The organism is Microbacterium mangrovi (genome assembly GCF_000802305.1).
Lineage (GTDB): Bacteria > Actinomycetota > Actinomycetes > Actinomycetales > Microbacteriaceae > Microbacterium > Microbacterium mangrovi.
This window is the reverse complement of record NZ_JTDK01000019.1, coordinates 15,489-34,611: the sequence shown is the minus strand read 5'-3', so window position 1 is coordinate 34,611 and position 19,123 is coordinate 15,489. Positions and strand designations below refer to the sequence as shown.

Genomic DNA, 19,123 nt, shown 5'->3' with positions numbered 1-19,123 from the left:
TGCTCACCAACGTCCCCGACGCACACGGCACCACCCCCGAACACCGCGACGCACTCGGCGCCATCCAAGCCACCGTGCACCTGACCATCCCCGCCTCCACCCTGGCCGGCACCACGTCCGGCGGTGCGCAGATCCCCGGCGCCGGACTCGTCGACGACGACACCGCCCGACACCTCGCCGGCGGATCCGACGACTGGTACCGGATCTTCACCGACCCGACCACCGGAACCCCGGTCACCGTCGACAAACGCCGCCCCTGCACCGCCATGCGACGCCTCCTGCAAGCCAGAGATGAGACCTGCCGATTCCCCGGCTGCCGCCGCCCCGCCCAAAAATGCGACATCGACCACACCACCGCACACGCTGACGGCGGACCCACCGCCCTGTGCAACCTCGCCTGCCTCTGCGAGCGCCACCACACCGTCAAACACCACACCGACTGGACCGTGCAGCAACTCCCCGGCGGCATCCTCCACTTCACCTCACCCACCCGCCGCGGCTACCGCACCCGGCCCCCGGCCGCCGTCCGGTTCGTCCCCGACCGACCACCCGGACAACCCAGCCGACCACCCGGCCGGTCAACCCGGCACGCTGAGCCGACCGGCACCGCGGTCGTCACCGGCCCTCCCGGCAGACCCCGCAGTACAGGCGCGTCCGGTACGTCCACAGCACCGGCACCCTTCTGACCCTGCGCAGTCCACCTGCCGGTCGGCCCCAGGGTGTCCGCCGTGATCGCGATGCTCACTCCCGCCGGTTGGGCGGCGGAGCCCCGTCCCGAATTGGCGGCATCCTCCAATCGACTCTGCGGAAAGGTCGTGGAAGGCTACGATCGCACCTCGTGAATGTGATCTGGCGCACCCTCCTCATCCACCTGCAGGCGCGACGCCGGGTGCGACGCGGACGAACCCTGGGACTGACCGAGGTCAGCACGATCCGCCTCACCACCCTGCCGACCGACATCGACATCCTCATGCACATGAACAATGGCCGGTATCTGTCGCTGTTCGACCTCGGCCGGTGGGACCTCCTCGTGCGGACCGGGTTGTGGGATGCCATGCGCTCGCGTGCCTGGTACGCGGTGGTCTCCAGCGAGACGATCACGTTCCGCAAGTCGTTGAATCTCTGGCAGCGGTTCGACGTCGAGACACGGTTCACCGGTCTCGACGACCGGGCCCTGTACATGGAGCACCGCGCAGTGGTGGACGGCGAGGTCTACGCGCGGGTCGTGGTGCGCGCCCGGATGCTCAAGCGCGCCGGCGGCCACGTCTCGATCGAGGAGGCCCTCGCGGCGATGGGGCATCCCGGGGAGATCCCCGAGGTCGAACCGTGGATCCACGAGTGGGCCGGAGCATCCCGGCTGCCCTCGACCAAGAAGCCGGCGCCGAGCGTGTGGAGCTGAACATCCGCCTCTGAGGCGCGCCGCACGGCGCTCCTGCGTGGGGGAGGTGCGAGCATGGAGGGGATGTCCGAGGTACCGCCGCAGCCATCCACGCTCGCCCAGAAGGCCACCGAGCTCGCCCGCCGCTGGGTGGTCGAGTCTGCCGTCACAGAGGCAGACCCCGCCGCCTCGCGTCTCGCGGGCGTCCTGAAGGATGCCCACGGCCTGCCGTTCACCGTCGGGTTCGTCGACGGGGTCATGCGACCGGAGAGCCTGTCGGCGGCGGCATCCAACCTGAAGCGCACCGCCCCGCTCGTGCCGGGATTCCTGCCCTGGTACCAGCGTGCGGCGGTCCGGGCCGGCGGCCTCGTCGCCCCCGTGCTCCCTGCCCCCACCGTGCCGATCGCCCGGCGCGTGCTCCGAAGCATGGTCGGACACCTCATCGTCGACGCGCGCCCCGACAAGCTCGGCGGAGTGCTCGAACAGCTGCGCGGCAGCGGACACCGGCTCAACCTGAATCTGCTCGGCGAGGCCGTGCTGGGCGAGGGCGAGGCGCGGCGCCGACTGGCCGGCATCCATGACCTGGTGCGGCGACCCGACATCGACTACGTGTCGGTGAAGGTGTCGGCGATCGTCAGCCATCTTTCGATGTGGGCGTTCGACGAGGTCGTCGAACTCGTGGTCGAGCGGCTCACCCCTCTCTATCTGACCGCCGCCGAGAACGGCACGTTCATCAACCTCGACATGGAGGAGTACCGCGACCTCGACCTCACCATCGCGGTCTTCACGCGGCTCCTCGACGATCCCCGGCTGCACGGACTCGGCGCAGGGATCGTGCTGCAGGCGTACCTCCCCGACGCCCTCGGAGCCCTGCGCGAGCTGACCGCCTGGGCGACCGCGCGCGTCGACGACGGGGGAGCACCGATCAAAGTGCGCCTCGTCAAGGGCGCCAACCTCGCCATGGAGCGGGTGGATGCCGTCATGCACGGCTGGGCGCAGGCGCCCTACGACGTCAAGGTCGACACCGACGCCAACTACCTTCGCTGCCTCGACGACGCCATGGACCCGGACCGCATCCGGGCCGTGCGGCTGGGGGTCGCCGGACACAACCTGTTCGACGTCGCCCACGCGTGGCTCCTGGCCGGTGAGCGCGGAGTCCGCGACGGCGTCGAGTTCGAGATGCTGCTGGGCATGGCGCAAGGACAGGTCGAGGCGGTCTCGCGCGAGGTCGGGCCCGTGCTGCTGTACGTGCCCGTCGTGAAGCCCGACGAGTTCGACGTCGCCATCAGCTATCTGGTGCGTCGTCTCGAGGAGAACGCCTCGAGCGACAACTACCTGTCGGCGGCGTTCGCGCTGCACGACGACGAGGCCCTGTTCGACCGGGAACGGGACCGATACCTGGCATCCGTCGCCCGCCAGACCGATCCGACGCTCTGGGCGGGGCCGCGGCGTCAGCAGGACCGGGCGCGCGAGGAGCGCCTCGCCGCGCAGGATGCCACCGGCCGCGACGACGCCGCGGGCGACGACACCGAGCGGCTGACCCACGACCCCGCCGACGAGACCGAACTGATCGACGCCGGACTCACACAGGCCGTGCTCGGCATCGCCGCCGGAGACACCCAGGCTCTATCGTCGGACGCCCAGCAGCTGTTCGGCGGGTCGCCGTTCGTCGAGACGGCCGTCTTCGCGCCGCGCGAGTCCGTCACCCGTGCCGCCGGAGCCCCCGGATTCCGCAACGTGCCCGACAGCGATCCCGCCCTTCCCGCCAACCGCGAGTGGGCGCGCGAGATCCTCGGCCGCGTGGAGGCGTCCACCGCGGGCGACGCCGTGGTCGCGGAATCCCGCGTCGGCAAGGCCGCCCAGCTCGACAAGATCGTCGCCGGAGTGCGGCGCGCCGCGAAGGACTGGGGTGCGCTTCCGGCGGCATCCCGCTCCGAGGTGCTGCGCCGGGTCGCAAAGGTGCTCGCCGAACGACGCGGGCTGCTCATCGAGGTCATGGCCTCCGAGACCGGCAAGGTGTTCGCCGAAGGCGACGTCGAGGTCTCCGAAGCGGTCGACTACGCCCACTACTACGCGGCCACCGCGCGCGAGCTCGACCGAGTCACCGGGGCCGTGTTCACGCCGTCGCAGGTGACCGTCGTGACACCGCCGTGGAACTTCCCCGTCGCGATCCCGGCGGGCGGGGTGCTCGCGGCCCTCGCGGCCGGATCGGGCGTCGTGCTCAAGCCGGCGCACCAGGCCCGGCGCTGCGGCGCGGTGCTCGCCGAAGCGCTGTGGGATGCCGGCATCCCCCGCGACCTGCTGGCGCTGGTCGCCATCGACGAGGGCGACGTCTCCCGCCAGCTCATCGAGCACACCGCGGTCGACCGGGTCATCCTCACCGGATCCTGGGACACCGCGGCGCTGTTCCGCTCGTGGCGCTCCGACCTGCCGCTGCTGGCCGAGACCAGCGGCAAGAACGCGATCATCATCACCCCGTCGGCCGATCTCGACCTCGCCGTGGCCGACCTCGTCAAGAGCGCGTTCGGGCATGCCGGGCAGAAGTGCTCGGCGGCATCCCTCGCGATCGTCGTCGGACCGGTCGGGCGCTCGGAGCGCTTCACGCGGCAGCTGACGGATGCGGTGACGTCTCTGCGCGTCGGGCCGGCCTCGGCCCCGCTGTCCGAGGTCGGGCCCGTGATCGAGGTGCCGCACGGCAAGCTCGAGTGGGCGCTGACGACGCTCGGCGAGGGTGAGAAGTGGCTGGTGAAGCCCGAACCCGTCGACCTCGGACCGGAGACCGCGGGCCGGTACTGGCGGCCGGGCGTGCGCACCGGCGTGCGGGCCGGGTCCCGGTTCCATCTCGAGGAGTTCTTCGGGCCTGTGCTGGGCATCATGCACGCGTCGACCCTCGCGCAGGCCATCGAACTGCAGAACGCCGTCGCGTACGGCCTGACCGCGGGGCTGCACACGCAGAACCCGCACGATCTCGAGATCTGGCTCGACCGCGTGCAGGCCGGCAACCTCTACGTCAACCGCGGCATCACCGGAGCGATCGTGCAGCGCCAGTCGTTCGGCGGCTGGAAGCGGTCCTCGGTCGGCGCCGGGGCGAAGGCCGGCGGCCCGAACTATCTGATCGGCCTCGGCTCCTGGCGCGCGACCGAGGGCGGTCGCGCGTCGTCGAGCCTGCATCTGCGGGGCCTCGACACCCGGATCACGGCCCTCATCGAGGCGTCCCAGCCGTCGCTGAAGTACGAGGCGTTCGACTGGCTGCGCCGCAGCGCGCTCTCGGACGCCATCGCCTGGGACCGCGAATTCGGCCAGGTGAAGGACGTCTCGCAGCTGGGCATCGAGCGCAACCTGTACCGGTACCGGCCGGTCCCGGTCGCGGTGCGCGCGGTGCGCGGGGCATCCACCCAGCAGGTGCTGCGCGTCGTCATCGCGGCGGTGCGCGCCGGGTCTCCGATCAGCCTGAGCCTGGCCGAAGGCCTGCCGGCCGACGTGCGCCGCGCGCTGGGCGACCTGCGCCTGGACGTCCACGTCGAGACCGGCGACCAGTGGTGCCAGCGCATGGCCACCGGCGGCGCCGCAGGCACCCCGGTCGACGCGGGTGGGGATGCCTCGGCGCGGACCGAAGCCGGCTCGGTCTCGGTCACGGTGGCCCCGCGACCCGGACGCGTGCGGCTCGTCGGGCCGCCCGAAGCGACCCGCAAACTGCACCGCAAGCTCTCGATCGCCGTCGAGGGCGACCCGGACCTCGCCGTGTACGACGGCGAGGTGACCACGGCCGGACGCCTCGAGCTGCTGCCGTTCCTGCACGAGCAGGCGATCTCGATCACCGCCCACCGGTTCGGCGATCCAGACCCCTGGAGCGAGTCGGTGATCTGAGGCCGGTCAGTTTCGGCGGGCGCGTCTCGAGACAAGGCGTTCCCGCCGAGACAGGTGTGCACGGGGCTTGATTCGGCGGCGGAGACTTGTCTCGAGGGTGAGGCCGGTCAGGCTCGGCGGCGTTTCGACCAACGCTCCACTGCACGTAAGAACGCCTGTTCACGCGAGAGTGTCGAGAGCGGAAACCCGGCCGACGATGAAGATCACCGCTCCGACCCCGTTCGCGACCCGCCACATGACGGAAGGTCGGATGTCGCGCATGCGCAGAGTCTATGTGGAGGGGGGGCGCCGCAGGCCGGGCTCGTCGAGACAAGACGTTCCCGCCGAGACAAGTGAGCACGGGGCTTGTTTCGGCGGCGGACACCTGTCTCGAGGGTGAGGCCGGTCAGGCGGCCGCGGGGACGGCGAGCACGGCCTGCTCGGCGCGGGCGAGGGCGGCGGCATCCGCGCCGGCGGCCGCGAGGGCCAGTAGGGCCGCGCCGACGACCGGGGGCTCCTCGACGTGCACGATGCGGGCGCGCGGGGCGCGGGCATCCAGCCCCGCGCGGATGCCGGACATGAGACGCTCGTCCCCGCCGGCGATCACGCCGCCGCCGAGCACGACCGGCACCTCGGCGTCGAGCAGGTCGAGCCGCCGCAGGGCGGTGACCGCGAAGGTGACGATCTCGCCGGACTGACGGTCCACGAGGGATGCCGCGACCTCGTCGCCCTGCGCGGCGCACGCGAACACGGCGGGGGAGATGCGCGACAGGTCGTGGTTCGGGATGTCGCGGAAGTGCAGCGCGCGGATCACGTCCTCGATCGTTCCGAGACCGAACACGGCCGGGATCGCGACGACCAGCGCCGTCGCCGGGCCGCGCCCGTCGACCGCGCGCGCGGCATGCCACAGCGCCTGCTCGCCCAGGTGCCAGCCGCCACCCCAGTCGCCCGAGATCATCCCGAGCGCCGGGAACCGGACGATCGCGCCGTCGCGGCGCACGCCCACCGCGTTGACGCCGGTGCCGCACACCACCGCGACGGCATCCGGCTCGGCCGTTCCCGCCCGCAGCAGGGCGACCAGGTCGTTGTCGACGACGAGGGATGCCGGGGCCGACTGCCCTTCGACCGGCTCAGGGCGCTGTGCGGATGCCGGGGCCCAGGGGAGGGCGGCGACGGCGTCGTGGAACGCGGCGAACTCCTCGGGCAGGTCCACCCCGGACATGTACGCGCGGACCAGGTCGGGCTGCGACTGCCCGGCCGCAGCGAGTGCCTCGCGCACCACCGCGTCGAACACCGCGATCGCGGCTTCCAGCCCGAGCACCTGCGGGCTGGAGCCTGTGCCGCGCGCGCGGCCGAGCACCGCGCCGGAGGTCGACAGCACCACGGCATCCGTCTTGCTGCCGCCTCCGTCGACGGCGACGACTACGCCCATGCGAGGTGCTCCCGGTTCTCGGCGATGAGCAGATCGGTGAGCCTCTCGGCCCGGTCGTACTGCTGCACCAGCGGGTGGGCGAGCATCGCGCGCCGCACCCGGTCCCGCCCGCCGTGGATGGCGGCATCCAGCGCGAGCCGCTCGTAGCCGGCGACGTGCGAGACGAGCCCGGCGACGTCGGCCGGTAACGGCTCGACCGGCAGCGCGCGGACGCCGCGGGCATCCACCGTCGCGGGCACCTCGATGACATGGTCGTCGGGCAGGAACGGCAGGATGCCGTCGTTGCGCAGATTCACCACCTGCACGTCGCCGCGGTCGGAGGCCAGGGACGAGATGAGATCGACCGCGGCCTCCGAATAGTAGGCGCCGCCGCGCCGCTCCAGCTGCGGGGGCTTGGTGTCGACCGACGGGTCGGCGTATACGTCGAGCAGCTCCCGCTCGACCTGCTGCACCACGTCGGCGCGGGTCGGTTCCCCCTGCTGTTCGCGGAGCACGATGTCGTGCGCGTAGTAGTAGCGCAGGTAGTAGGAGGGGAGCATCCCGAGCAGGTCGATCAGACCCGGCTCCAGTTCGACGTGCGCGGCCAGTTCGGGCCCGCGCTCGCGCAACAGCTGCGGGAGCGCGTCGGACTGCAGGCCGTCGGCGTCGCGCACCCAGGCGTGGCGCTCCCACGTCAGGTGGTTGAGGCCGACGTGCCCGAGCTGCACCGCGGCAGGCGCCACCCCCAGCATCCCGGCGAACGCACGCTGGAAGCCGATCGCGACGTTGCACAGCCCCACGGCGCGGTGCCCTTCGGACAGCAGCGCCCGGGTCACGATGCCCACCGGGTTGGTGAAGTCGACGATCCACGCGTCCGGCTTGGCGTGCCGCCGCACGGCGTCCGCGACCCGCAGGACCACCGGCACCGTGCGCAGGGCCTTCGCGAACCCGCCGGGGCCCGTCGTCTCCTGCCCGATGCAGCCGCACTCGTGCGGCCAGGTCTCATCGCCGCGCCGGGCGTCCTGCCCGCCGATGCGCAGCTGGACGAGCACGGCATCGGCATCCGCCACCCCGGCGACGAGGTCGCTCGTGATGACGATCCGGCCGGGATGCCCGGCCGCGCGGAACATCCGCTCGCTGATCCCGCCGACCAGGCGCAGGCGCTCCGGATCGGGGTCGACCAGCCACAGCTCCTCGATCGGCAGCTGCGCGCGCAGGCGCGCGAATCCGTCGATGAGTTCGGGCGTGTAGGTCGAGCCTCCGCCGACGACGGTCAGTTTCATCCTTTGACTCCTGTCAGGGCGATGCCTTCGACGAACGCCTTCTGGGCGAAGAAGAACACGATCACGATCGGGACGGTGATGATCAGGGTCATCGCCATGGTGATGCCCCAGTCGGTGCCGTGCGACCCGCGGAACGTCGCCAGTCCGTACGCGACCGGCCACGAGGCCGGGTTCTCGGACGTGTACAGCAGCGGGCCGAAGTAGTCGTTCCACGAGTTGAAGAACATGAAGATGCCGGCCGCCGCGATGCCCGGCCGGGCCATCGGGACCACGACCCGCAGCAGGACCCCCCACTCGCCGCAGCCGTCGATGCGGGCGGCATCCGCATACTCGGTCGGGATGGTGAGGAAGAACTGCCGCAGCAGGAAGATGCTGAAGGCGTCGCCGAGCAGGTTCGGCAGGATGAGCGGCCAGAGCGTTCCGGTCAGGTGGAGGTCGGTCCACATCACGTACACCGGCACGGCGGTCACCTGGGGCGGCAGCAGCATCGCCACGATGATCGCGGTGAACAGCAGATTGGATCCGCGGAAGCGCAGCTTCGCCAGCGCATACGCCGCCGGCACGCTGGAGATCAGCATGAAGGCGGTCGCGAGCACCGCGTACATCGTGGAGTTCGCGAACCACAGCGGCAGCGGCGCGTCGGTGAACGCCTTGACGTAGTTCTCCGCCGTGAAAGGATGCGGCCACAGGTCGCCGGTGAGGGTCTGGTTCGCCGTCATGAACGACGTCAGCAGCACGAACACCACCGGCAGGACGAAGAGCGCCGCCACGACCACCAGCACGGTGTGCTCGGCGATCCACAGCAGCACCCCGCCCCGGGTGCGGGCCCTGCGGCGACGGGCGGGGATGCCGGGTGCCACCAGCGTGCGGGTCTCGGTCGCGGTCGACATCAGCGTGCTCCCTCGGGGTTGAAGGCGGACACCCGCCGCAGCAGGATCACGAGGAACAGGCCCGCGACGATGAAGAGGATGACCGCGAGCGCGCTCGCGTAGCCGAGCTGGAACTCGCCGAACCCGCGTTCGTACAGCCACTGCGTGTACGTGAGCAGGGAGTCGTCCGGGTACCCGAGCACGCCGCCCAGGCCCTCGCCGACGCTCGCCTTGCCGCTGGCGACCTGCGACGCGACCGACGCCTCGGTGAAGTACTGGAGGGCGGCGATGATCCCGGTGATGAGGGCGAACAGCAGCACCGGCACGATGTTGGGGAACGTGACGTACCGCAGCTTCTGCAGGCCGTTCGCGCCGTCGAGGGATGCCGCCTCGTACTGCTCGGTGGGGACGTCCAGCAGCGACGCCAGGAAGATGATCATGATGTCGCCCATGACCCAGACGCCGAGGATCACCAGCGACGGCTTCGACCAGGCCGGGTCGTTGAACCACAGCGGACCCTGGATGCCGAACCAGCCGAGGATCTGGTTGACGGGGCCCGTGCCCGGGTTGAAGAGGAACACGAAGGCGACGACGGATGCCACCGGCGGTACCAGCGAGGGCAGGTAGAAGACGGTGCGCCAGATGCCGGACGCCCGCTGCGCCCGGACCAGGAGGCCCGCCACGGCGAGGGAGGTCAGCATCCGGATCGGCACGAGGAAGATCACGAACCACAGCGTGTTCAGCGCCGCCGTGCCGATGAGGGGATCCTGCGTGAACAGGTAGATGTAGTTGCGGAAGTCGTTCCACTGCGGCGGGGTGACCAGGTCGTACCGGGTCAGGGAGAACCAGACGCTTGCGATCAGCGGGTAGACGAAGAAGACGAGAAGGCCCAGCAGCACCGGTCCGATCATGGCCAGCACGGTCCAGCGGTTGCGCCGCGCGGTGCGGCTGCGGCCCGGGCGCGGCGGGCGCAGGGAGCTCTTGCCGGTGCGGCCGGGACGGACGGCGTCGACCGTCCGTCCCGGGGTGGCGGCGGGGGTGGCGCTCACGGTCCCGTCGCGAGGTTGATCGACGCGTTGATCGTCTTGTCGACCTGCTGCAGGCCGGCTGCGAGATCGCCGCCCTGACCGGACTGGTACTTGGTCCAGTAGTCGTTGAACGTCTGCTGGTACCCGGCGCCGACGGGGCTCGGCGGCGTGGTGTCCGAGTGGGGGCTGGCCATGACCTGCAGGAACGTGCCGAACTGCGGCGGCAGGTTCAGAGCGGGGGAGGCGAGGGCGTCCTTGGTCGTCGGCACGTTGCCGAGGCCGTTCGCGAGCTTCACGACCGCTGCGGTGTCGGTGGTGAGGTACTTCAGTAGCGCCCAGGCCAGCTCCTTGTTCTGTGAGCCCTTGCCGATGCCGGCGATGTTGCCGGTGAGGTAGCCGCCGCCGTACAGATCCGTGTGCGAGTCGGTCGTCGGGAACGGCGCGGTGCCGTAGTTCAGGCCGGGCTTTTGCGCCTTGATGAACGCGGTGCGCCACTCGCCGTCGAGGTTCATCGCGACCTGCCCGGTCTGGAAGGCGTTGGTCGCGCCGAACTCCTGACCCAGTCCTGCGGTGAACTTGTTCAGCTTGTCGTACCCGATCTTGTCGACGAAGCCCTTCTGCCAGGTCATGAGCTCCTTCCAGCCCGGATCCTGGGAGATCACGGCCTGGCCCTGGGCGTTCAGCCACTGCGCGCCGGCGGACGGGCCGTAGTGCGCGGCGGCGTTCTCGGCCCAGCCCATCAACGGGTTGAACCCGAGGGTCTTGATGGACCCGTCGGCGTTGTACGTGGTCATCTTCATGGCCATCGTCTCGAGCTCGGTGAGCGTCTTCGGCGGGGCCGAGTAGCCGAACTTCTGCAGGATGTCCTTGTTGTAGTAGAGGCCGTAGGCGTCGGCGAGGGCGGGCATCGTGCAGCGCACGCCCTTGAACTCGGTGTACGACTTCACGACCTTGGAGAACTGTCCCATGTCGACCTTGTCGCGCTTGATGTACGGCGCGAGGTCGATGAATGCGCCGGACGAGCAGAACTTGCCGACGATGTCGGTGGAGTACGAGATGCCGACGTCGACCGGCTGCCCGGAGGCGATCGCGGTGGTCAGCTTGGTGTCGTCCTGACCGGAGTGCACCACCACCTTCACGTCGGGGTTCTTCTTCTGGAAGTCGTCGACGACGGACTGGATGACCGCGGCTTCCCGGTCGGTGAAGAAGTGCCACAGCGACACCGTCCCGGACAGGTGCGTGGGCGCGGCGGAGGCGGCGGTGCCTCCGTTCGGTCCGCCGGAGGAGCATCCGGCGAGGGCGATCGCGGACGCCGCGGCGAACGCGGCGACGGCGAGGAGCCGTTTCTTGGTGAACACGAGGTCCTTCTTTCGTGTGGTGGTGGGGTGCGGGGCGGGAGTCAGGGGGTGACGCGGTCGAGCCGCTCGAACAGGGATGCCTGCAGGGCGGCGGTGAGGTGCTCGCGGGCGCCCGCGAGCACGGGGGCGGTCGGGATGCCGGTGACGGCGATGTCCGGGTCCCAGGCCGTGCCGGCCTTCAGGTGCGCGGCCACGGCGGTGGCGAGCCCCGGTCCGAGCGCGGCGCCGGTCGCCCCGCCGAGCACGATGCGCTCGGGGTCGAGGAGGGCGAGCACGGCCACGAGACCGGCGGCGACCCGCGGCGCGAGCCGTTCGGTCACCCGCGCCCGCAGATCGGGGTTGCGGGTGAGGGCGCTGATCGCGTCGCGATAGGTGCGGCAGGATGCCCCGGCATCCCGCGTCAGGGCGGTGACCTGGATGCCGCCGATGAGGTCCTGCAGCTCGCGGGCATCCGGATCGAGGCTGATGGCGGTGCGCGGCACGGGAAGGTAGCCGATCTCGCCCGCGCCGCCGGACGCTCCCCGCTGGAGGGTGCCGGCCTGGTCGACGGCGAGCCCGAGGCCCGGGCCGAGCCAGAGGAGCGCGAACCCGCCGGTTCCGCGGCCGGCCCCGGCGGTGCGCTCGGCGATCGCGGCGAGGTTGACGTCGTTCTCGATCGTGACGTCGAGGCCGAGGGAGTCCTGGAGGCGCACCGCGACGTCGCGCGTCGGCCAGCCGGCCAGGGCGTCGGCGAAGCGCAGGTCGCCGGTGCGCGGGTCGACGGCGCCGGGCACGCCGATGCACACGGATCCGATGAGGGCGGGGTCGATCCCGGCGGCGGACGTGGCCGCCACGATCGCCTGGCGGACATCGCCTTCGGGGGTGCGACGGGAGCGGGGGAGGGTGACCTCGACCGGCGCGTGCTCGGTGCCGGTCGCATCCACGACGCAGGTGCGCACACGGCGGGCGTCGAAGTCGATCGCGACGCCGACGCCGGCATCCTTGCGGACCGCGTAGGTGGAGGCGTTGGGGCCGGGGCCGGCGGACTGGGATCCGGAGGCGGTCACGAGCCCGGCCGCCTCGAGGCGCTGCACCATCTGCGACGCGGTCGGCTTGGACAGGCCGGTCAGCTCGCCGAGCTGATTGCGGGTGAGGTCGCCGTGCTCGAGGAGGAGTTCCAGGGCGGTGCGGTCGTTGCGGGCACGGAGCCAGGCAGGGGTGCCGGGCACGGTGCGCTCGGCGGTGGCGGCGCGATCGGCCATCGTGCATCCCCTCGTCGGAATCCTCGTGTGCGCCCTTCCTCGGGCGCATCGCGAACGTATCAGGAAAGTTTCCTAACAGTCAAGAGGGTTAACAAACATGGGTCGAGATCGCTCGATGCGCACGTCCTGCGGGTCATGCCCAGGTGCGGGTGACAGAATGGTTCACGGCGTGCCCGGATCGTTGGCGTTCTGCCCCGCCGGGCCACAGGACAGCGTCCGCCGTGCCTCGAGGGGAGTCCCATGACCACGCGCATCCAGCAGCACCGTCGGTATCTCATGTGCCGTCCGGAGTTCTTCACCGTCAGCTACGAGATCAACCCGTGGATGCACAAGGCGGACCCGACCGACACGTCCAAGGCGGTCCGTCAGTGGCAGGACCTGTACGACACCTACGTCCGTCTCGGGCACGAGATCGAGCTGATCGACCCGATCGAAGGCCTCCCGGACATGGTCTACACGGCCAACGGCGGCTTCATCATCGACGGCAAGGCCCTCGGCGTGAAGTTCAGCGTCGACGAGCGCCGCGGCGAGGAGCAGCCGTTCATGGACTGGTTCGCCGGCCACGGCTTCGAGGTCGTCCGCCCGATCGCGCCCCAGGAGGGCGAGGGCGACATCCTGCTCGTCGGCGACACGATCCTCGCCGGACACGGATTCCGCTCGTCGATCGAGAGCCACGCCGAGCTCGCCGAGATCTTCGACCGCGAGGTCGTGTCGCTGAAGCTCGTCAACCCCCGCTTCTACCACCTCGACACCGCGATCTCGGTGCTCGACCCGGTACAGGGCCCGGGTGGCGTCGACCGGGCGAACATCGCCTACCTGCCGTCCGCGTTCGACGCCGACAGCCTCGCCGTGCTGCGCGAGCGCTACCCGGACGCCATCGAGGTCGCCGAGGAGGACGGCGCCGTGTTCGGCCTGAACTCCGCCAGCGACGGCCTCAACGTCATCATCTCGCCGCGCGCGAAGGGCTTCGAGAAGCAGCTGCGCGACCGCGGCTACAACCCGGTACTGGTCGACCTCTCCGAACTGCTGCTCGGCGGCGGCGGCATCAAGTGCTGCACGCTCGAACTGCGCGGCGCCCAGGTGCCCGCGGCCGGGGCCGGGTCGGCATCCGCCCTCGAAGCGGACGCCTGATGAACGTCCGGCGCCTCGACACCGCGGCGGTGCGGATCATCGGCTCCGAAGACGAGCACCTGGCGCACAACTACCACCCGCTGCCGATCGTCGTGCACCAGGCCGAAGGCGTCTGGGTCACCGACGTCGAGGGCAAGCGCTACCTCGACCTGCTGTCGGCGTACTCGGCCCTCAACTTCGGGCATCGGCATCCCGCGCTCGTCGCCGCCGCGAAGGAGCAGCTCGACCGGGTCACGCTCACCAGCCGCGCGTTCCACAACGACCGGCTCGGCGAGTTCGCCCAGGCCCTCACCGAGCTGTGCGGCAAAGACATGATGCTGCCGATGAACACCGGGGCCGAAGCGGTCGAGACCGGCATCAAGGTCGCCCGCGCCTGGGGCTACCGCGTCAAGGGCGTGCCCGAGGGCGAAGCCGAGATCGTCGTCGCGCACGGCAACTTCCACGGGCGCACCACGACGATCGTCGGCTTCAGCGACGACCCCGAGGCCCGGGACGGTTTCGGACCGTTCGCGCCCGGCTTCGTCGCGGTGCCCTTCGGCGATGCGGATGCCGTCGCCGCGGCGATCACGCCGAACACCGTCGCCGTGCTGATCGAGCCGATCCAGGGCGAAGCCGGCGTCATCATCCCCCCGGACGGCTACCTGCGGGCCGTGCGCGAGGCGTGCACGGCGAACAACGTGCTGATGATCGCCGACGAGATCCAGTCCGGCCTCGGCCGGGTCGGGGAGACGTTCGCGTGCGACCGCGAAGACGTCGAACCCGACGTGTACCTGCTCGGCAAGGCGCTCGGCGGCGGCATCGTCCCGGTCTCGGCCGTGGTCGCCGACGCCGACATCCTCGGCGTCCTCCGCCCCGGCGAGCACGGTTCCACCTTCGGCGGCAACCCGCTGGCCTCCGCCGTGGGCGTCAAGGTCGTGGAATTGCTCGCGTCCGGGGACTACCAGCGGCGTGCGAAGGCGCTCGGTGAGCACCTGGCGAGCCGGCTCGACGAGTTCGTCGGCCACGGTGCGACCGCGGTGCGCGTCGCGGGTCTGTGGGCCGGCGTCGACGTCGACCCGGCCGTCGGCACCGGGCGTGAGGTCGCCGAGCGCCTCCTCGCCCGCGGCGTGCTCGTCAAGGACACGCACGCGCAGACCATCCGGATCGCCCCGCCCCTCGTCGTGCGCGCCACCGAGATCGACTGGGCGATCGAGCAGCTGAAGCTGGCCCTCGCCGGCTGAGCCGCCCTCAGGCGACGGTCACCTGGATGGTGTGCCAGCCGGATGCCCCGTTCGGCTCCGGTGGGGCGATCGTCTCGGTCTGCACGGTGCCGTCGGCATCCATCGCGCGCACCCGGATGCGATGGCTGCCGGCTGCGGCCTTCCACGGCAGCCGCCACTGCACCCAGGTGTCGGCGGAGACCGCGGTCGCGAGCTGCGCGTGCTGCCACGGACCGCTGTCGACCTGCACCTGCACGCCGGTGATCGCCGTGTGGGGGTGCCAGGCGACCCCGGCGATGACCGCGTCGCCGGCCTTCACACGGGAGCCGTTCTGGGGCACGTCGATGCGCGACTCCAGCTTGATCGGCCCGTGCGACGACCACCCGCGGTCGGTCCAGTACGCGGTGGCGTCGGCGAAGCGGGTCACTTCCAGGTCGGTCACCCACTTGGTGGCCGAGACGTAGCCGTACAGGCCGGGCACCACCATCCGGACCGGGAAGCCGTGCTCCGGCGGGAGCGGCTCGCCGTTCATCCCGACCGCGAGAATGGCTTCGCGGTGCGGGTCGGTGAGCGTCTCCAGCGGGGTGGATGCCGTGAACCCGTCGACCGAGGTGGACAGCACCATGTCGGCATCCGGATGCACCCCGGCCTTCGCGAGCAGCTCGCGGAGGGGATAGCCCAGCCACACCGCGGTCGAGATGAGGCCGCCGCCGACGTCGTTCGACACGCACGACAGCGTCGCGGCGCTCTCGCGCAGGGGCAGGGCGAGCAGCTGCGCCCACGTGAGGATCACTTCGCGGTCGACGAGCCCGTGGATGCGCAGCCGCCACGTGTCCGGGTCGACCTGCGGCACGACGAGGGCGGTGTCGATGCGGTAGAAGTCGGCGTTCGAGGTGATCACCGGCGTGATGCCGGGCACGCTGAGACTCGCCGACGACGGCACGGTGACCGTGCTGACGGGTGCCGGCAGGTGCACGGCCTTGCGGAGGGCGCTCACCGCCCGCGATCCGCCCTGCATGGCGGTGCCGACCGCGGCTGCCACGACACCGACGACCGCCGCCGTCGCCGTCCACGCGAAGAACCCGCGCCGCGTGGTGGTGCCGGTCTCCGGCTCGGCCGGCTCGCCCGTCGCCGGCATCCGGACCCCGGCGAGGCGCACGAGCGGGCCGATCGCGACGGCCGCGAGGATGCCGGAGATCGCAGACGGGGCCCACGCCAGCGAATCGGCATCCGGCCGGTGCACGGCCGCGATCACCCCGACCGCGCCGAGCACGAGGCAGATGATGCGGCCGGTCGGCGGGAACCGGGCCTCGAGCACGCCGGCGACGGCCGCGACGACCAGCAGCACGATCGCGATCCCGGTCAGCAGCGCGGCCTTGTCGCCGGTGCCGAAGAGGGCGATCGCGGTGTTCTTCGCCCAGGGCGGGGCGGCGTCGATGAGGGTGCCGCCGATCGCCGCGAAGGGGCTGGATGCCGGTGCCGCGATCGCCGCGGCGAACTCGCCGACCCCGGCCCCGAGCACCACCGCGGCGATCCCCGCGAGAGCCGCGAGCGCATACCGCGGACGACCAGTCATGCGCTCAGCGTACGTCCGTGCACCCCTGCACGGATGAGGGATTCGATGACAAAAAGATGACAGTCCCGCATTTGATCTGCTGTGTCTTGTGTATGAGCATGGGGGCGTGAATCCGTTGCACCACACACCCGGATCGCACCCGGTTGACTACCCGCCGGTGCTGTACCTGCCGATCGTCCGCGGGGTGACCGACGCGGCCGATGCGCGCCTCGAGTATCGGCGCACGAAGGACGGCCGGACAGCCCTGCTGGCCTACTCGGCGCTCGACCGGCTGCACGCCGGGATGGGCGAGGGGCAGCCCTGGATCGTGATGCCGACCATCGAACTGGAGGCGGTGTGGGAGGTCGACCGGTTCGACATGGTGCTCCTCGACCTCTCGTTGCCGGTGGAGTTCCGGGGTGGAGCGGAAGGCGAGGCCGTGGGAGGTTCAGCGGGCGGAGGACGCCATGAGTGAGGCTATCGGCCTGCATCCCGACATCGTGGATGCCGGCATCCGGCTGATCCGCTCGGCGACGGAAGACTTCGACACGAGCGTTGCCCGCAAGGCCCCGACAGCGGCCGACACCGGCTTGGCGGAGGTGCCGCTGGAGAGGATGCTGATTCAGGTGGCCGAGACCGGTCTCCGCCTGACCTTCGAGCTCGACACGCTGGCGGATGCGGCCGAGGCCGGGGCACGAGACCTGGCCGCCTACGAGGAGCGTGCTCGGAGCGACATCGCGCGGCTCGGGGAGCGGACCCGATGACGGCGGTGATCGACACTCGCCTCGACGGATCGCCCGGTGCGATCGAGCAGATCGGACATTTTCTGGGCAATACGGTGGCCGCGCACGCGCAGTCGTGGTCCGATGACATCGCTGCAGGACGGAGGCGTGTACTGGACGGCTGGCATGGGGAAGCCGCCGATGCCTTCGATGCGACGACGCTGACCGCGCGGAAGGCCGTCGACTCGTACGAGAGCCAGGTCGCCGAGCTGGCGAAGAGGGTCGCGACTCTCGGCGCCGTGCTCGCCGAGGTGAAGAACACCATGTCGGAGGCTCGCCGCAGGGCGTCCGTGGCGGGTCTCCAGGTGTCGGGGACACGAATCCAGGCGCAGGATGCGCCCGGCGATCAGAACACCGTGTGGCAGGAGCTGGTCGCAATCGTGAGCTCGGCGCACCAACGGTGGCGGGAGGCTGTCCGGACCTTCGCATCGGCGTGGGATTCCGCCGCCGGTGATCTGGTGAGCGTCGCGACTGGTCTCGTCACGGGTGCGGCATCGGCTGGTGACATGGCGAATACCGTGTACCGGTTGAGGAGCGTCGTCGCGCGCGAGAAGGATCGACTTGCGACCGCGCAGCGAAACCTCGCCGACTCGATCAAAGACGGTCACATTTCGCGCCCGAAGGATGAGATCTACGGATTCGTCGACGAAGCAGCGGAAGCGTCGAGGGGGATCAAGAGCGCTCAGGATGCGATGGGAAAGGCCAGCACGAAATTCCGGCCGGGCTTGCGTGTCGGGGCGAAGCTCAACCGAGGGCTGTGGGTGCTCGGGGCCGCCGCTGCTGCGTATGGCGTGTACGACGATCTGCAGCATGGGGAATCGGCTGAGCAAGCGGTTGTTTCGAACGGCGGCTCGTTCGCGGCATCGCTGGGCGCGGGAATAGTGACGGGTGCTGTGTTCGGCACCATATTCGAACCCCCCGTGGGCACGATCGTGGGCGCGGCACTGGGTGCGATCGTCGGGGCGGGCGTCGGCATCTTTACCTCAGGCGTCATCGACCACCTCTACGAGGATGCGGCACCCGGGTGGGCCGACACACTGCGGGCCGGCGTCGACGAATGGGTCGAGACGGGCGAGGCGATCGGCGGGCTGGCGACAGGAGCGTGGCATGCGATTTTTGGCTGACCGTGCCAGCCCCGCCCCGCGACCGATGCCGGCCGTCTTGTTGGAAGTGGCCTTCCCTCGCGTGGTCTGGTGGTTTGCGATCGTGGTCAACGTCATCCTTGCAACGTTCCTCAGCGCGGGCGCCGTCGATGCTCTGATCGAGGTCCCCCCGTGGGAACCACGCTGGACCGTCGTGCTCTTCGCCGTCGCTGCCCTGTGGTGGGCGATGACAGCCAACGTCTTCATCTTGGTGCTGTACCGGCCGCGCCGCAGCCTGGACAGCGTGTACGAAGCCAGTCAGCAGGTGCCGGGCGCCGTCGTGCTGCCGGGTAGCCAGAGGCTTCCGGTCGACACCTTCATCGCCGCGATCGCGATGACGGTCATGTCGATCACGGTGGCGGTCGCTGCGACCGGTGGGTGGCGGGTCTTTTGGGGCGCGGTCGCTCTGATTCTTGTGGTCGTCGTCGTGGACCAGAGTTTGTCTGTGCGGCACCGTCGACGTGTGGTCCTGACGCCGACGGGGATCCGCGCTGTGGGGTTTCGGCAAGACGCGGAGGTCGCGTGGGACGACATCGGCACCCTCCGCTGGAAACAGGGGACGGCGTGGATGATGGTGGCGCGGATCACGGTGAAGCCGGACGCGCAGTCGTACGCGGTGCATTGGCGGCATCCCTTCGCGATCAGGCGGAGGACGATCGACGTCGAACTGTTCCATCTGGACCTCGATCCCCTCCTCGTGATGATGGCGCTGAACCAGTTCCTTCTGGTGCCGGCGTCTCGTGCCGAGCTGACGGGTCCGCAGGTTCCACTTCGGTTCTTCGATATCGGAACCGCGGTGGACACCGTCCCGCCGGCGCTGGGGTCCGACTGGCTCACCACCTTCCGGCCGCGCTGAGGCCCGGCACACCCCGAAACATGCCGTCAACATCGGCCGCATTA

The 19,123-nt window shown here is 70.6% G+C and carries 16 protein-coding genes; 9 read left to right on the top strand and 7 right to left on the bottom strand.

Annotation, left to right across the window (positions count from 1 at the left end; genetic code table 11):
• The 3 genes from LK09_RS21850 to LK09_RS18200 all read left to right on the top strand — a co-directional run.
• Window positions 1–686 (top strand): HNH endonuclease signature motif containing protein (locus LK09_RS21850; RefSeq protein ID WP_197061105.1); only part of this gene is annotated, 686 nt, incomplete at its 5' end.
• Window positions 687–838: 152 nt separating this feature from the next.
• Window positions 839–1,399 (top strand): acyl-CoA thioesterase, encoded by a 561-nt coding sequence (locus LK09_RS18205; RefSeq protein ID WP_039402755.1) that lies wholly within the window; start codon window positions 839–841, stop codon window positions 1,397–1,399.
• Between the two features lie 63 nt (window positions 1,400–1,462).
• The gene (locus LK09_RS18200) at window positions 1,463–5,245 is read left to right on the top strand and encodes a proline dehydrogenase family protein (RefSeq protein WP_156138906.1); all 3,783 of its coding nucleotides are present in this window, start codon (window positions 1,463–1,465) and stop codon (window positions 5,243–5,245) included.
• Window positions 5,246–5,630: 385 nt separating this feature from the next.
• On the opposite strand, the gene LK09_RS18195 is transcribed toward LK09_RS18200, so the two are convergent.
• From LK09_RS18195 to LK09_RS18170, 6 genes are read right to left on the bottom strand one after another with little or no spacing between them, the layout of a single operon-like run.
• Window positions 5,631–6,656, bottom strand: a complete 1,026-nt coding sequence (locus tag LK09_RS18195; protein WP_039402752.1) for an N-acetylglucosamine kinase — start codon at window positions 6,654–6,656, stop codon at window positions 5,631–5,633.
• Complete coding sequence (locus LK09_RS18190; RefSeq protein ID WP_039402750.1) at window positions 6,647–7,918, bottom strand: 6-phospho-beta-glucosidase; 1,272 nt, start codon at window positions 7,916–7,918, stop codon at window positions 6,647–6,649. The genes LK09_RS18195 and LK09_RS18190 overlap by 10 nt, the downstream gene beginning before the upstream one ends.
• Window positions 7,915–8,808 carry a carbohydrate ABC transporter permease gene (locus tag LK09_RS18185; RefSeq protein WP_039402748.1) on the bottom strand — a complete coding sequence of 298 codons (894 nt, stop codon included), beginning with the start codon at window positions 8,806–8,808 and terminating at the stop codon, window positions 7,915–7,917. The genes LK09_RS18190 and LK09_RS18185 overlap by 4 nt, the downstream gene beginning before the upstream one ends.
• The gene (locus LK09_RS18180) at window positions 8,808–9,836 is read right to left on the bottom strand and encodes a carbohydrate ABC transporter permease (RefSeq protein ID WP_052226981.1); all 1,029 of its coding nucleotides are present in this window, start codon (window positions 9,834–9,836) and stop codon (window positions 8,808–8,810) included. Before LK09_RS18180 ends, LK09_RS18185 begins: the two co-directional genes overlap by 1 nt.
• Window positions 9,833–11,173, bottom strand: a complete 1,341-nt coding sequence (locus tag LK09_RS18175) for an ABC transporter substrate-binding protein (RefSeq protein ID WP_039402746.1) — start codon at window positions 11,171–11,173, stop codon at window positions 9,833–9,835. Before LK09_RS18175 ends, LK09_RS18180 begins: the two co-directional genes overlap by 4 nt.
• Window positions 11,174–11,214: 41 nt before the next feature.
• The gene (locus LK09_RS18170; protein WP_039402745.1) at window positions 11,215–12,414 is read right to left on the bottom strand and encodes an ROK family transcriptional regulator; all 1,200 of its coding nucleotides are present in this window, start codon (window positions 12,412–12,414) and stop codon (window positions 11,215–11,217) included.
• A 240-nt stretch (window positions 12,415–12,654) separates the two neighbouring features.
• Between LK09_RS18170 and ddaH the strand changes: the two genes are divergently transcribed.
• On the top strand, window positions 12,655–13,545 hold the full coding sequence (gene ddaH / locus LK09_RS18165) for a dimethylargininase (RefSeq protein WP_052226980.1): 891 nt from the start codon (window positions 12,655–12,657) through the stop codon (window positions 13,543–13,545).
• Complete coding sequence (gene rocD, locus LK09_RS18160; RefSeq protein ID WP_039402743.1) at window positions 13,545–14,765, top strand: ornithine--oxo-acid transaminase; 1,221 nt, start codon at window positions 13,545–13,547, stop codon at window positions 14,763–14,765. Before ddaH ends, rocD begins: the two co-directional genes overlap by 1 nt.
• Before the next feature lie 7 nt (window positions 14,766–14,772).
• On the opposite strand, the gene LK09_RS18155 is transcribed toward rocD, so the two are convergent.
• On the bottom strand, window positions 14,773–16,320 hold the full coding sequence (locus LK09_RS18155) for a molybdopterin-dependent oxidoreductase (RefSeq protein WP_039402741.1): 1,548 nt from the start codon (window positions 16,318–16,320) through the stop codon (window positions 14,773–14,775).
• A gap of 106 nt (window positions 16,321–16,426) precedes the next feature.
• On the opposite strand from LK09_RS18155, the gene LK09_RS18150 reads away from it, so the two are divergent.
• The 4 genes from LK09_RS18150 to LK09_RS18135 are packed head-to-tail and all read left to right on the top strand — an operon-like array spanning window position 16,427 to window position 19,079.
• Window positions 16,427–16,774: an SAV_915 family protein gene (locus tag LK09_RS18150; RefSeq protein WP_197061104.1), complete on the top strand. Its 348-nt coding sequence runs from the start codon at window positions 16,427–16,429 to the stop codon at window positions 16,772–16,774.
• A complete protein-coding gene (locus tag LK09_RS18145) occupies window positions 16,767–17,063 on the top strand; it encodes a hypothetical protein (protein WP_039402740.1) in 297 nt (98 codons plus the stop codon). Before LK09_RS18150 ends, LK09_RS18145 begins: the two co-directional genes overlap by 8 nt.
• Window positions 17,060–18,205 (top strand): hypothetical protein, encoded by a 1,146-nt coding sequence (locus tag LK09_RS18140; RefSeq protein WP_039402738.1) that lies wholly within the window; start codon window positions 17,060–17,062, stop codon window positions 18,203–18,205. The genes LK09_RS18145 and LK09_RS18140 overlap by 4 nt, the downstream gene beginning before the upstream one ends.
• A complete protein-coding gene (locus LK09_RS18135; protein WP_156138905.1) occupies window positions 18,189–19,079 on the top strand; it encodes a hypothetical protein in 891 nt (296 codons plus the stop codon). The genes LK09_RS18140 and LK09_RS18135 overlap by 17 nt, the downstream gene beginning before the upstream one ends.
• The last annotated feature ends 44 nt before the right edge of the window (window positions 19,080–19,123 follow it).

Bases quoted from the DNA above. Each gene is read 5' to 3' on its own strand.
- LK09_RS18200 (WP_156138906.1), top strand. From the start codon at position 1,463: ATGTCCGAGGTACCGCCGCAGCCATCCACGCTCGCCCAGAAGGCCACC.
- LK09_RS18195 (WP_039402752.1), bottom strand. From the start codon at position 6,656: ATGGGCGTAGTCGTCGCCGTCGACGGAGGCGGCAGCAAGACGGATGCC.
- LK09_RS18190 (WP_039402750.1), bottom strand. From the start codon at position 7,918: ATGAAACTGACCGTCGTCGGCGGAGGCTCGACCTACACGCCCGAACTC.
- LK09_RS18185 (WP_039402748.1), bottom strand. From the start codon at position 8,808: ATGTCGACCGCGACCGAGACCCGCACGCTGGTGGCACCCGGCATCCCC.
- LK09_RS18170 (WP_039402745.1), bottom strand. From the start codon at position 12,414: ATGGCCGATCGCGCCGCCACCGCCGAGCGCACCGTGCCCGGCACCCCT.
- ddaH (WP_052226980.1), top strand. From the start codon at position 12,655: ATGACCACGCGCATCCAGCAGCACCGTCGGTATCTCATGTGCCGTCCG.
- rocD (WP_039402743.1), top strand. From the start codon at position 13,545: ATGAACGTCCGGCGCCTCGACACCGCGGCGGTGCGGATCATCGGCTCC.
- LK09_RS18155 (WP_039402741.1), bottom strand. From the start codon at position 16,320: ATGACTGGTCGTCCGCGGTATGCGCTCGCGGCTCTCGCGGGGATCGCC.
- LK09_RS18145 (WP_039402740.1), top strand. From the start codon at position 16,767: ATGAGTGAGGCTATCGGCCTGCATCCCGACATCGTGGATGCCGGCATC.
- LK09_RS18140 (WP_039402738.1), top strand. From the start codon at position 17,060: ATGACGGCGGTGATCGACACTCGCCTCGACGGATCGCCCGGTGCGATC.
- LK09_RS18135 (WP_156138905.1), top strand. From the start codon at position 18,189: ATGCGATTTTTGGCTGACCGTGCCAGCCCCGCCCCGCGACCGATGCCG.